Below are 13,379 nucleotides of genomic sequence, written 5' to 3'. Positions count from 1 at the left end.
AGGGAAGCAACGATCTTATGGAACATGGTGCGCGCACACGGACGATTCTGACCTGCACCTGCGAAGGGACGATGAACCCGGACGGTGCCGCGCTGCAAAAGGCCGGATGCGGCGGTGATCCAGCGGTGCATCAGTTGTGCCGTGCAAATCTTGACAGGTTTCAGGCAGCACTTGCCGCCGGTCGGCCGGTCACGGTGACCTGCACGCAGGAGGCGCCGCTGTTTCGGGAGGTCGCCGAAGCCGAGGCGCCGGATGTCGATCTGCGCTTTGTCAATATCCGCGAAACCGCAGGCTGGACGGCAGACGCTGCGCAAAGCGGGCCGAAAATGGCGGCATTGGTTGCGGTTGCAGCGGTGCAGCCTGCGGACTTTTCTTATACAACAATGGAAAGCAACGGCATCGCGCTGATCCTCGGACGCGACGACGTTGCGCTTGAGGTGGCCACTGAGCTGGCCGCGACGCTCGACATCACGGTCCTGCTGAAGCCGGGGGCCGAGGTCGCGCCGCCACGACAGACGCTGTTTCCGGTGCTTCAGGGCGCGATCCGCAACGCCGAGGGCCATCTTGGCGCGTTTACGCTGCGCGTTGACGACTACGCCGCGCCAGAGCCATCGTCGCGGCGTGTTCTGACCTTCGGCGCGGCCCGAGACGGGGCGGTGTCGCGCGCCGACCTGATCATCGACCTGACCGGCGACACGCCGCTTTTCCCCGCCGACAGCCTGCGCCCCGGATACCTTCGCGCCGATCCGCGCGACCCGCTGGCCTTGGCCCGTCTGGTTAGCGCAGCCGGACAAATGGTGGGGACCTTCGACAAGCCGGTTTTCATCGATTTCGCCGCCGATCTCTGCGCGCATTCCCGCAACGAGATCACCGGCTGCACCCGCTGCCTGTCGCTCTGCCCGACGGGCGCCATCGAACCGGCCGGTGACAGCGTGGCAATCGACCCGAACATCTGCGCCGGTTGCGGCCAATGCGCCGCCGCATGTCCGACCGGGGCGGCATCCTACGCGCTGCCGGATGTGGCGACGGTGGCCAGTCAGATCCGCGCGGGCCTTCGGGCGTGGCACGACGCGGGAGGCAAGCTGGCGCCCCATGTTCTGTTTCATGACGCCGATCACGGCGAGCCGCTCATCGACGCCGCCGCCCGTTTTGGCAAAGGCCTTCCGGCCCATGTCATCCCGTTTGCCGTGAACGAGATTTCGCAGGTCGGGCCTGAAATCATGGCCGCGGCGATGGCCTATGGCGCCGGTGCCGTGGCGCTTCTGGGGCGCAGCCGCCCGTTGCACGACCTGTCGGGGCTGCGGGACGGCCTGGCGCTGGTGTCCGAAGTTGGCGCCGCCACCGGTCACGGTCCCTGCACGCTGATCGAAACCGATGATCCGGATCAGCTGGAAGACGCCTTGGCCGCTCTGCCGACCAGCCCGCGCCGCGTTGCGCCCTCCGGGTTCCTGCCGCCGGAGGACAAGCGCGGGCTGTTGGTCACGGCCTTTGCCGAGATGAACCGTGCCGCGCCGACGCCGACCACATCGCTGCCGCTGCAAAAGGGCGCCCCGTTCGGCGCCGTCATTGTCGATACCGATGCCTGCACCCTGTGCATGGCCTGCACCGGCGCATGCCCGGCAAATGCACTTCTGGACAACCCCGAGGCCCCGATGCTGCGCTTTACGGAATCGGCCTGCGTGCAATGCGGCCTGTGCGAACAGACCTGTCCGGAAAACGCGATCACGTTGGCGCCTCAGATTGATTTCGAGACCTGGGCGGCGCCGAAACGCATTCTGAACGAAGAGGCTCCCTTCTGCTGCACGTCCTGTGGCAAACCTTTCGCCACGCAAAGCGCGATCTCCCGGATTCAGGAGAAACTGGCGTCGCACTGGATGTTCGCCGGCCCCGACGGCGAGAAGCGTATGAAGGTGCTGGAAATGTGCGAGGATTGCCGCGTGGAGGCCGTTGTCAACGAAGGATTCGACCCGCATTCCGAAGACACCCGCCGCGTGCGCACAATCGAGGACCATATCGCCGAGGAGGATGCGCGCAAACCCCACTGACCGGAGCCCGGCAGGCGGCTGCTTCGAGGTCATCGAAGGCTGATACATCCCCTCTCGCCACCACTCGGCTTTCGGCTATAAGTCACCAATCAACTAACAAAGGACCACCGCTGAAAAGCCGGATTCTCTAAGCCCGCAACCGTCCACAAAACCGGCAGAAGGCAACATACCTAAGCTGCTTGTCACTCGGTCCGATCCATTGGGTCATTCCAATGGGAGAGGGACTGACCGCTTAAGCTTTCCAGCGCTGCGATAGACGGACCGTAATAATCGTACAGGCGATTTCGCAAATCGTCCGTCAGTAGTGGATACTGGATCTCGCGCGCAATCCAACCTCTTGCGGCTTCGAAAGCGGCTGTGCCTCGCAGGGGGCGTACCATCGGTTTCATCCAGCCAAGGCGTTTGCTCCATTCCTCAGAAACATTCGGGGCCGATTTGTCCTTGACTTTCTTCCCTGCGTCAGGGGCAAGAGGGTGCGGTTCTAGTCCTAAGTGAGTGCGCACCTGCGACATTTGCCTTTCTGGGTCTCCAGCCACCCCCTCAAAGAAAAGGATAAGAAGCTTCTCGCGCCCGAAAAGGTCAACGAACGCCTGCAAATGAGATGCAAAGTTCCCGGATACCAGCAGCCGGCTGTCACCCGCCAAATTGGGTTCAAGATAGGATTCTATGTCCGCCCCGACCTCACCGCGTCTGAAAAGCATGCAGTAGTTCGAGTAGGCCCGTTCAACGGGGTTGCGCAGCTGTGCAATGAGTTTGACGTGGGGTAGGTGGCGTTTGATCAGGGTCGCTGCTTCGGGCGCGTAGAGGTAAGAATTTGATTTCTCTCCAACAGTCCTGCCAAGCCCCGCATCATCGAACTGCGACAAATACCAGTCTTCGCCGCGATCGTAGTTTCGGGAGAAGAAGTGAAGCTCCGGGTCAGGCATGTAAACCGCCGGATCCGACTGAAGCTGCATTTGAAGCCAGGTTGTCGCTGACTTCCCGGCCCCTATAATCAGGAAATTGATATCATTGAATTTCATTTGCTACGATCGTCTGCGGTTGGTGCGCTAGAAACAGACTTATGGTCGACGGTTGCAGCGCGAGACTGCTATTTCGGTTTTTGGGCATCGAAGCTTTCATCAGGTGTGGCAATGCGATCTTGTCTATAGAAGAAGGCGTCTGAGTTCGTCGGAAGTTTGGTCGCAAAGGACACCCTGGATGTTTCATCCGGGATGATCTTACTGACTCTCGCCGATCTGCGCTTTTCATGGCAAGGCTGATCTTGCGCGGAGTTCGGGATGGGGTGTGACATGCTGATTTCTCTTCACACGCAGGCGACGACGACACCGAAGTTCCGGGTTGGGATCCAAGTGAGCACAGATCCGGCATGGGTGTTGGCGGAACGCTACAGGATATCCGAGCAGACGGTCTGGAAGTGGGGCAGGCGGGACGACGTCCACACACCACCCAAGCTTCAGACGACGTTGACACCGGCGCAGGAGATTGCTGCGGTCGTGCTGCAATAGAATGGTGGAGCGGTTCAACGGTCGGGTCGAGGGCGTCCGTCAGAGCCATCCACCCCAGAGAGGAGAGGAACTGGAGCAGACAATCCTGCGCTAAATCCATCTCAACAATACCCAGCCCTCGCAATCCATCCTCAAGGCGAAAACCCCCATCGCCACTCTCAAGGAATGGTACCGCCGAAGACCAGAGATCTTCAGAAAACAGATCTACAATCATGCGGGATGTCACAGGTATTGTCTTCCGAGCACTGAAAACGCAGGTGGTTCCCCGTCCAATCGCGTCACGGTATTTGTGCTGGTCGCTCTGGCTTTGCACGATACTTCCCGAAAAGGCTTCAATCAAGACTAGGGCCGCGACATCATCATCCCATTTCTGGTCAATACTTATAAGGCGCCTGCTCCGAAACACACTGTTCTGATCCTTCACCGGCTCGGCCGCTTGGTCAACCATAGCATCCCAAGGCGCGGGCTCGATTTATCCGTAGTAGTATCGCCAATCTCTTAGGCGTTTGATCCCACGATTTGATGGCGCGACCCTTTCTCAGGCATGGAAGGAAGCATTACGAGACAAGTTCGTCACGGCTGCGCACGACCACGCACGCCATCGGAGCTGCAATACAGCGATCGCAAGCTTCGCTCGCGCAGCTGAGCAGGGAGCTGGGCATCAATCCCCAGACGGTGGCGAAGTGGTGGACGCGGGTGACGGTCGAAGACCTGAAAACTGCTCGGAGGGACCCGCGTATCACGGTCCTGACAGCGCGCTGAACATTTGCGCACAATGGGGCAAAGCTGCGACTTCAAGCCGTTCTTCAACACCGACCCTGCACCTTTGGCCCCGAGCCCGGCTCGACATAATATGGTAACGGTATAAGCAAGCCGATCCCCCGCGCCAGGGCGTCGTTGGTGCGGAGTGTCGGGCTCATGGCGCGGTCAATCTTTGCATCAGGAAGTCGTCAGTGTTTTCGGCCTGTGGCAATGATATGCCACCATTGGGAGCAATCGCGCTGTCGCGCCCACATCGCCGACGACGTTGCCCGCACATTACAGCACCAAGCGAGCGCTGTTGTGCAATCCAGTCACTGAATTGGGTAATCACGATACAGTTGCAGTTTTGCGGTAATATCGTTTAGCGTTCCTTATGGCCTAGGCGTATGTAGAGGTTTTTGAGGTTGATCTGTTGAATGGTTCTGCAGGCGTGCTGCTGACCTCGGCCGGGCGCAGGGTTGAGTTGCTTGAATGCTTTCGGGCCGCGGCGCGCGAGCTTGGTCTCGACGTACCTATATTCGCTTGCGATCTTGAGCCGACGCTTTCAGCGGCTTGTGCGCGGGCTGATGCGGCCTTCCAGGTGCCGCGCTGCGACGACCCCACTTATGCCGAAGCGGTGCGCGCGATCGTCGCAGAGACTGGCTCAAATCTCGTGATTCCGACCATCGACCCAGAATTGATGCCACTTTCCGAAGCGGTCTCGGGCTTCGACGAACTTGGCGCAAGGGTTCATGTCTCCGACCCTGCAACCATCGCAGTGGTTCGCGATAAGGCACGCACTTCCGAGGTACTGGACGCCGCTGGCGTGCCGGTGCCCCGCACGCAGACGTTGGATGCCCTTCGCGCCGAACCTGATCTCTTGTCCTGGCCGGTATTTCTCAAGCCATCGGGCGGCAGCGCAAGTCGCGGGTTGGCCGTGGTCGATCGCCCGGAGGACCTTCCGAGCCAGGCGGGTGAGCCCATGATCGCGCAGGATTGCCTTCGGGGTCCGGAATTCACAATCAACATGTTCGTCGAAGCTGATGGGCGACTAAGTGCCGTGATACCGCATGTCCGGCTGTCGGTTCGCGCGGGTGAGGTGGAAAAGGGCCGCACGGAACGGCGGCAGGATCTGCGGTCGATCGCTGAGGGGATCGCCACGGCGCTTCCCGGCTTGCGCGGCTTGGCCTGTTTCCAGGTGATCGACGACGTCGTACAGGGCCCCCGTGTAATCGAGATCAATGCGCGGTTTGGTGGCGGCTATCCACTGGCCCACGCGGCCGGTGCGACTGCCGCGCGTTGGCTTCTGGAGGAAGTAACGAGCGGCAGCTCAACGGCACATGATGACTGGGTCGAGGGGGTCGAAATGCTGCGCTATGACGCTGCCATTTTCCGAGGGCTTCCTTGATCGTTTTCGATCTGGATGACACGCTCTACTTGGAGCGTGATTTCGCGTTCTCCGGTTACGCTGCGCTTGACACCCATATCGAAGAGACGACAGGGCGTTCCGGGTTTGGCGCGCTTTGCCGTAGCGCTTTTGAAGCTGGGCGGCATCAGCAGGCATTTAACGAGGCGCTGACCGCGCTGGATCTGCCGGCGGACCCCGAAAGGATTGGTGAACTCGTGGCGCGGTACCGCGGTCACGTCCCGAAGATCGTGCTTTGCGGGGATGCGCGGCGGTGTCTTGACCGGCTTGCCGCGCGTCTGCCCTTGGGACTGATCACAGACGGGCCGGAAGCGACGCAGCGGGCAAAGATCGCCGCACTCGGTATCGCGTCGAGTTTTGCAGTGCTTCGGCCCACCGGCGCATGGGGAACGGAATTCTCAAAGCCGCACCCCCGGGCCTTTCTAGAAATGGAGGCCGCGGCGGGTGGGGCGCCTCTTGTTTACGTTGCCGACAATGCCTTGAAGGATTTCGTCACGCCCCGGGCCCGCGGGTGGTATGCGATCCAGATCTGTCGGAACGGCCGCGTTCACACTGCGCCTCCGCCCGACGAAGCGCATTCGCCTCACGCCCAGATCGAGACCCTCGACGCACTCGAGCGAACATTGCAAATGCTCGGATGGACGCCTCCGGCGGTAGATTAGGGTGTTTCGTCTTGAGTCCACCGCATCAGTGAAAGGCGACAGGCGTAGCACTAATGGAAGATCCGCGACGCTTCGCGACAATTTCCTTTCAGGTTTTGTGTGAGACGCCGTTGACAGCTCCCACCGAGCGGAGATCCCGCTTTTGCAATGTGGCGTCGATTGTCTGGTCCCAAAGCCGCATTACGGCATGCTCGGACAGCCGGGTGCGGTTTAGCGGTGCCGCCGCTCTCATGCTGGCGCGTAAGTCCGGGTCGGCAGCCAAGCGGGACATCGCCTCGGCCAAGGCATCCACGTCGCCTTCTCGGACCAGCATTCCGTTGCGCCCGTCTTCTATCAACTCGCGCGGACCGTAGGGGCAATCGAAGGCGACAACGGGCAGGCCGCTGACAGTTGCTTCGGCAACGACATTGGGAAATCCTTCGTAGCGCGAGCTCAGGACCATAATGTCACCCTCCTCGATCCAAGCGCCTGGGTGCGCTGTAACACCAGGGAATCGGACAGCGTCGTCGATGCCAAGACGTTTGGAAAGCCCCTCAAGTGCTTCCCGCTGGGACCCTTCACCAAAAATCGTGAGTTTTAGGTCTGTGTGACGGCATCGGATCTTTTTGAAGGCCTGAAGGAGAAGGTCGAAGCCTTTTTGTGGGTCCAGCCTGCCCACCGCTACAAGGTGTACACCCTCTCCTTCTGGCGGTGCCATACGAGGCTGGCCGATAGGAGAGCAGGGGTTCGGGATCACGATAGAACGTCGCTGCAGGGTCATGGGAAGTTCGCTGCATATGCGTTCTGTCTGCATGACGATGGCTGCGGCCCGAGCCATGGCAAATCTATTGAGCGGCCTCCAGAACGCGCTTGCCGGCTGCGCACTGGGGTTGTTGCGCTCCGAGATTATCACAGGCACGCCGGTTCCCATCGCGGCCAGCACCGTTAAGGTGTTGACTTTGGTAAGAAAGGCGATCGCGATATCCGGACGATATTGCTTCAGGCATTGGCGAGTATGTTGGAACCGGAGAAGTTGGCCGCCGTGGCCTGAAGCACCACTTTCTCGGTCCGCCACGTGAAGGCTCACCTCGGGCGGGTAATCGAAGAAGCTTCCGTTCGGCGGTTCGGTCAATCCCGCGACGTGAACCTCGTCGCCCAATGCTGCCCGGTGTCGGGCGAGCAGCGCTACGACTTTCTCCGTACCTCCTGCACCGAAGCCTCCATGAAAAAGAACAATTCGCACGATCTTACTCCTGATTGCTCCCGCCGGGTCGGGCCCCGGGGGCGGTGTCGTTTTGCGGTTAGGCCTTCTGGGGCAGGGCCGTGGTGAACGCGATGACAGGTGCGATAGGTACCCCTCAAGAGGTTCGAGGACAGCATCGGCCGGATCGTTCGACGAGTAGCCGGAACCGAGCAGGCTTCCGTGATGTCTTTTCTTGGCGCGGCGAAGTGTGACTGCATCACCAGTATCGGTTCCGGCCTGCGGCGACTGTCCGAAGTTGTCCCCCAACGGGCATAGATCTGCGCCGTTCACCCGGCAGAGCAGGACGCCGGAGCATACGAGAGCATTTCCATGCGGCGAATGTGATGAATGATTTGTTCCTCTGTCGTTGCCTTCACACTATTGCCCTTCACGGTGTGCAGATACTACGCTGTTATCGGGCTGAGCGCCTCTTTGAATGAGACTTGGGACGACAGCCGAGCGCGGGCGGGGCGGGCGAGGGGGCCACACCAGAATCGGTCTCTTGCATCTGGCGTTTGTGCCTCGCATTCGGGGGCGGCACGAGGGTACGGCAGCCCACAAGCATCGCAAACCGAGCGCGCACGCCTCGACAGTGAAGCCAGGCCAATGCCATTGGCACCGAGTTTTTCCAGCCAGCGTGAGAGCCGGCCTCCCTTGAAGCCGGTATGCCCTGTGACGAGGGCCCGTTTTCCGAAGAACGTGTCGCCAAAAGGTACATCGTTGAAAAACGCCATGGTCCGTTCCCTCAGCCCGACACGAAATGAGATTTCCAGTTTTCATCGTTTGCGATGGGCGGCGACGGTTCGGTATCGTCAAACTCAAGCCATGGAGGCAGCTCTTCGGCTGCAAGTCTGTCAAGCTTGTTTCGATCTCGCAGCGTGTCCATCGGATGCCAGAACCCAAAGTGGCGGTAGGCCATAAGGTTGCCGTCCCGTGCCATCTGCGGCAAAGGGCCCTTTTCCAGAGGCTCAGCGTCATCCATGAGGTAGTTCAGCGCGTCGGGTTCGAAGACGAAGAAGCCACCGTTGATCCACGTCTCATTGTTTTGGACAGTTTCGCTGAACGTATGGACGCGGTCGCCTTTGATATCGATGCATCCGACTTGTGCATGCGGCCTGACCGCGGTCACCGTGGCGAGCTTGCCATGGCTCCGGTGGAAGGTCAGCAGCGCATCAATATCCACATTGCCGAGTCCATCACCATAGGTGACCATGAACGTCTCACCATCGAGCCAATCCTTCAATCGGTGGATGCGACCACTCGTCGAGTTGGTCGGCCCTGTATCAACGATCGAAACGTTCCATTCTTCGCGCGATACGGGGCGCAGAGTCATTTTGCCGCTGTCAACCGACACGGTGATATCATTGGCGATGAGACTGTAATTGGCGAAGAACTGCTTGATGAGAAGCGACTTGTAACCCGCCGCTACGATGAAGTCACGATGGCCGAAATGGCTATAGATATCCATAATGCGGGCGATGATGGGGCGACCGCCCAGCTCGACCAAAGGTTTGGGTATCCGGACCGATTCTTCGCCAATCTGTGACCCAAGCCCCCCAGCTAGAATTATAGTTTTCAAAACAAAGTCCTCTTTACATTCAACATTCTTGCAAGACTATTCAAGCATTGGGCGCAATATCCCTCAGCGCTGCCTTTGCCTGTTGCGGTGCTACGGTGTCGTTACTCCTTGTTTTGTCGATGACAGAAGCACGCAAGCGTCCGGTGCCAGACAAAACATCGCTGTGCCGTAGCTGATCTGAAGGCCGCTCGCGTCACTGAACCCATAGTCGTTTGCTTCGGCGCAGATCGCGGAAAGTCCTGCCACATGCCGAAGTAGTCTGCCGGAACGGCGCGGTCTGAAAACGATCTACAGGGGTGCGGCGAAGATACAAGGAAGGCCACTAAAGACTTTCCCGGCAAGCGTGGCTCACGCCCCGATACCCGACGCAAAGATTGCAGCGCATATGAGGCAGCCACCCGAAGCCTGAAAAGAAGGCCCGCGGCTGGCAGCCGCGCCATCGTGGCTCCCATCGTAACCCTCGGGTCAATCACGCCTATGGAGAAGCCCGGTATAGTCACGCCGCCGCCTCAGCGCCGGCGCGAAGACTCGGTTCCTGTAAGGCACGAGCGTCCAAGCCCATATGCTTGACAAGCAGGGCATTCACCCTGCGCACGTCGTTGTTCCTGCAAACCTCCGCCCGAGCAGCCAACCCCATTTCTGCGATACTCTCCGGCGCCTTGATGAAGTTAAGCATTGCAGTAGCCAAGGCCTCGGGGTCATTCTGTGGTACAACCCAGCCTGAAACCCCGTCAGTTATTGTCTCTCCGCAGCCAGGCGCATCGGTGGTGATAACCGGACGTCCGCAAGCCATGGCTTCCAGAATGGTGCGCGGAACACCCTCCCGCAACTTGGTCGGAAGGACGAAAACGCTCGATTGCGCGAAGACTGGTTGAACATCTCGTACTGCGCCCAGCGGGCGGAAGAGACCCTCCTTTGTCCATGCGTCCAATGTTGCTCGGTCAACGGCGTCGGGGTTTGAATCCTCTGGTCCGAGCAGGTCGACCGTTACATCATGCCCTTGCGTTCGCAGCAGCCGTACAGCGGTGGCTAACACATCAAGGCCTTTGCTCCTCAGAAGGCGTCCGACAAAGAGGAACCGTGGCGCAGCTTCGGGTATTGGCTCCGGCAAAAAGCGCATTGTGTCGATGCCAGAACCGGGAACCTTCACCAGCGAGACGGTTGATGGGATCAAGCGGAAGTGCCGAATGTCCTTCAGCTCGGCATCGTTATAGCAAAATGCAGCGGTCACCTTGCGCAGTCCAACTCGGTGCAGGGCAATCGAAACCGAGCGCAAAAGACGCCGGCGCGTGTCGAGATCGCCTGCGAAGAGATACCCCAGGCCCGTGAACAGCGGATAGCATTCGGGCACGCCGGCGATGCGTGCGGCAAGGCTGCCGTAGACGATCGGTTTCATCGTGTAGGGCAGGACAAGATCCGGTGCTTCCTCCCGGAATATGCGGACGAGGGCGATGATGGTGCGCAGGTCCATAACCGGACGGGTTCCAGTCCGCTCCATTGGAACCGTCCGTGTTCGGATTCCATGGCTGGAGAGCGTAGCGACGGTCTCGGCATCGAACTCCGGAGCGACGGCAATCACCTCATGCCCGAGTTCGACGATCTTGCGCATCAGATCGAGGCGGAAATTGACCAGAGAGTAACCCAAGCTGCCAATAAGAACGACTCGCTTGCCTTCAATCGACGGTCGCATGATGGATGTGATCGCGGTCATGTTCGGGCCTACACCCCCGCCGTGCTGTACACCCGAGCGGGCGGAAGCGGAGTTGTCATTTTCGGTTTGCGAGGCTTGGGAGTGGCGCATGTGGGCACCTCATCGCAGCAATGCGACGCCGCGTATCCAGGAACCAATTCCGAAAGGCCGCGCCGCACCTCGGCCTCGTCGCAGGCAATCGCTGCCTTTTCCAACTGGAGTATAGCTGCGCGCAAACGGGCAATCGGTACGCCTGCGGGCACGGCAGAATGGAGACCCGGCACGATGCTTTCCCGCATTTCCTCTTCTGCGTCGAAGAGCTCTTCGAACAGTTTTTCACCGGGTCGACGGCCGATGATGTCTATACGTATATCTTTCCCGGGCCGAAGGCCGGCAAGCCGGATCATACGACGGGCGAGGTCAATGATCTTCACCGGTTTGCCCATATCCAGAACCAGAATCTCTCCTAAGGCCGAGCGCCGCTCAAGCCCTTGCGCCGCTGCCAGCAAGGTCAACTGAACCGCCTCACCAATCGTCATGAAGTAGCGTTCCATTCGTGCGTCGGTCACGGTAAGGGGCCCACCAGCCGCAATTTGCCGCTGGAACAAGGGGATCAACGATCCGGAAGACCCCAGCACATTACCAAACCGCACGACGAAGAACCGCGTGCGCTCTTGCGTCTCCAGCGTGATCCGCTCCTGCGCCTGACAGTAGAATTCCGCCACGCGCTTCGTCGCCCCCATGACGTTCGTGGTGTTGACGGCCTTATCGGTGGAGATCTGGACCGTTGCGATCGCTCCGACGGCGCGTGCGCAATCGGCGACGTTCCGCGCGCCGATCACGTTGGTCAACACACCCTCGCATGGATCACGCTCGACCATCGGAACATGCTTCAGCGCGGCAGCGTTGAACACCAGCTCCGGCATATGAGCCTTGAAAATCTCGTCGAGACGGTGGGCGTCGCGGATAGATGCCACGTATACCCGGCGCTGGACGTCGGGAAAGTCACGGTGCAGATCCATGTCGATCGAGTAAGCGTTGAATTCACTTGAATCGATCAGTGCGAGTTCCGCCGGCTGGAACGAGGCGATTTGGCGAGCAAGTTCGGATCCGATCAACCCACCAGCGCCGGTGACCAAGACGCGGCGGCCTTTGATCATGTTGCGGAGCAGGGACCTTTCGACAACCTGCTGGGGCCTGTTTAGAATTTCATCGGGATTTATCGTGTCTCCCGTCTTGGACTGCCAGCCTGCGCCGAAGGCGTCAGTTTCGCCAAGGTCAGGCAACCGCGATACTGGAATGCTCTGACGCGCCGCCCATTCCAAAATGGCCTCGATCCCGTCGCTGTCGAAATGCGTGAGAGGAGCAGTGAGGAAAATTCTCCGGGGCCGCTCACACTCACTGAGGGATTTGATCACCAGACCGGGCTCGCGAACTGACCCCAGGATCAGGGCGCCATGGAAGTAGAGTTGTTCCCGTCCGCGGGCATCATCGACAATGCCGATAGCGCGATAGCGCGCATCAGGCTGCATCAGGGATCGCAGGAACAGGTCGCACGTCGCGCCACTGCCGATCATCAGGACAGGCAGACGTGGATCGTCCTCCTTCGTCAGGCGCTTCTGATGAAGCTCTCTCCGTCTTGCTGCAATTCGCGTTGCACAAAGTGCCGGAACAGCAACCAGGAAATGAACGATGAAAGTAGATGCCGGTTGCATAATGCCCAATGCAAAAAGCATCGTTGCAGCGACCACGATCGCGGCCGTAGCAGCGCACAGAACTGCCGTGAGATCGCGCAGCGAAAACGATCGTGCATCAAGGCGGTAGATCCTCGAGAATGGCAATAAGACCGCACTACATATCGCGGCTATTAGGACGAATGGCCCTATTTTATAGTCAATTGGAGCGATCAGGCTAGGAGAGTTCTGGAGCAACATGGCAAGGGCGGCCGAAACTGCGAACGCAGTAACATCCATAAGATACAGGCGCCAATTGCCCCTCAGCTGCGCGGCTACTTTCGATAACGCGTTGCGTTCAGACAGCCGAGCTTCAAACGCACTTATAAAACGCGGTGGATCCGTCCACCACAAAAAAACACCCATAGGAATTGTGCCCCCGCATCAGTTTCCATGCCGATGCTCGAAGACCTCAATGAAGGGCGCAAATGCCCGTCATTTTACATCTAGCCCGTTCTGACGACGGGATTAATGAGCTTTGAGATCACATCTCAGCCGCTTATAATTCGCTGTATTGCTTCATGATGCGTTCCCCCAGAACCCAGTAAAGAAATTGCAAAAAATGCCGCAGTCTATCGTGGCCTATTGGCCTGTAATCTTCCTAAGGCGTAAGTCCTACGCCATGGCGTAACTCCTACACCATAGCGTTCATCTTTCGTTAACCTTTGGCATGAGTCAACAGCAAAATTCCGCTTATAAAGGATGCCGGCACGTCGAATGTGCGCGCATCTGCCCATGCCGCCTTTTGGGCTAATTATTTTTTTGTTTCATAT

At 59.2% G+C, this 13,379-nt stretch carries 9 protein-coding genes and 1 pseudogene; 5 read left to right on the top strand and 5 right to left on the bottom strand.

All coding sequences use genetic code 11. The features are described 5' to 3' along the window. Positions 1–17: 17 nt before the first annotated feature. Positions 18–2,045 (top strand): 4Fe-4S binding protein, encoded by a 2,028-nt coding sequence (locus D9R08_RS14745; RefSeq protein ID WP_199709379.1) that lies wholly within the window; start codon positions 18–20, stop codon positions 2,043–2,045. A gap of 182 nt (positions 2,046–2,227) precedes the next feature. Here the strand turns inward: D9R08_RS14745 and D9R08_RS14740 are convergent, their stop codons facing one another. Beyond that, the gene (locus tag D9R08_RS14740) at positions 2,228–3,067 is read right to left on the bottom strand and encodes a sulfotransferase family protein (protein WP_121898815.1); all 840 of its coding nucleotides are present in this window, start codon (positions 3,065–3,067) and stop codon (positions 2,228–2,230) included. A gap of 270 nt (positions 3,068–3,337) precedes the next feature. Between D9R08_RS14740 and D9R08_RS19650 the strand changes: the two genes are divergently transcribed. From D9R08_RS19650 to D9R08_RS14720, 4 genes and pseudogenes are all read left to right on the top strand, one after another. Then, entirely contained in the window at positions 3,338–3,553 is a 216-nt protein-coding gene (locus D9R08_RS19650) for a hypothetical protein (RefSeq protein ID WP_407690612.1), read from the top strand. 544 nt (positions 3,554–4,097) lie between these two features. After that, positions 4,098–4,306 (top strand): annotated as a pseudogene (locus D9R08_RS19645) (helix-turn-helix domain-containing protein); the annotation flags it as partial. Positions 4,307–4,727: 421 nt separating this feature from the next. Beyond that, a complete protein-coding gene (locus D9R08_RS14725; protein ID WP_233557487.1) occupies positions 4,728–5,702 on the top strand; it encodes an ATP-grasp domain-containing protein in 975 nt (324 codons plus the stop codon). Continuing rightward, positions 5,699–6,382, top strand: coding sequence for an HAD family hydrolase (locus D9R08_RS14720; protein WP_121898813.1), 684 nt, complete (start codon positions 5,699–5,701; stop codon positions 6,380–6,382). Before D9R08_RS14725 ends, D9R08_RS14720 begins: the two co-directional genes overlap by 4 nt. Before the next feature lie 88 nt (positions 6,383–6,470). Here the strand turns inward: D9R08_RS14720 and D9R08_RS14715 are convergent, their stop codons facing one another. From D9R08_RS14715 to D9R08_RS14690, 4 genes are all read right to left on the bottom strand, one after another. Beyond that, positions 6,471–7,604: a glycosyltransferase family 4 protein gene (locus D9R08_RS14715; RefSeq protein WP_147450694.1), complete on the bottom strand. Its 1,134-nt coding sequence runs from the start codon at positions 7,602–7,604 to the stop codon at positions 6,471–6,473. Between the two features lie 745 nt (positions 7,605–8,349). Beyond that, the gene (gene rfbF, locus D9R08_RS14705; protein ID WP_121898811.1) at positions 8,350–9,183 is read right to left on the bottom strand and encodes a glucose-1-phosphate cytidylyltransferase; all 834 of its coding nucleotides are present in this window, start codon (positions 9,181–9,183) and stop codon (positions 8,350–8,352) included. A gap of 496 nt (positions 9,184–9,679) precedes the next feature. Then, positions 9,680–10,894, bottom strand: a complete 1,215-nt coding sequence (locus tag D9R08_RS18935; RefSeq protein WP_158599013.1) for a glycosyltransferase family 4 protein — start codon at positions 10,892–10,894, stop codon at positions 9,680–9,682. A gap of 8 nt (positions 10,895–10,902) precedes the next feature. Beyond that, positions 10,903–12,972: a polysaccharide biosynthesis protein gene (locus D9R08_RS14690; RefSeq protein WP_121898810.1), complete on the bottom strand. Its 2,070-nt coding sequence runs from the start codon at positions 12,970–12,972 to the stop codon at positions 10,903–10,905. Between the last annotated feature and the right edge of the window lie 407 nt (positions 12,973–13,379).

The sequence above is a fragment of the Rhodophyticola porphyridii genome, from assembly GCF_003688285.1.
In the GTDB taxonomy this organism is placed as follows: Bacteria; Pseudomonadota; Alphaproteobacteria; order Rhodobacterales; family Rhodobacteraceae; genus Rhodophyticola; species Rhodophyticola porphyridii.
The sequence above is the reverse complement of the archived record's forward strand: the minus strand, read 5'-3'. Positions and strand labels throughout refer to the sequence as shown.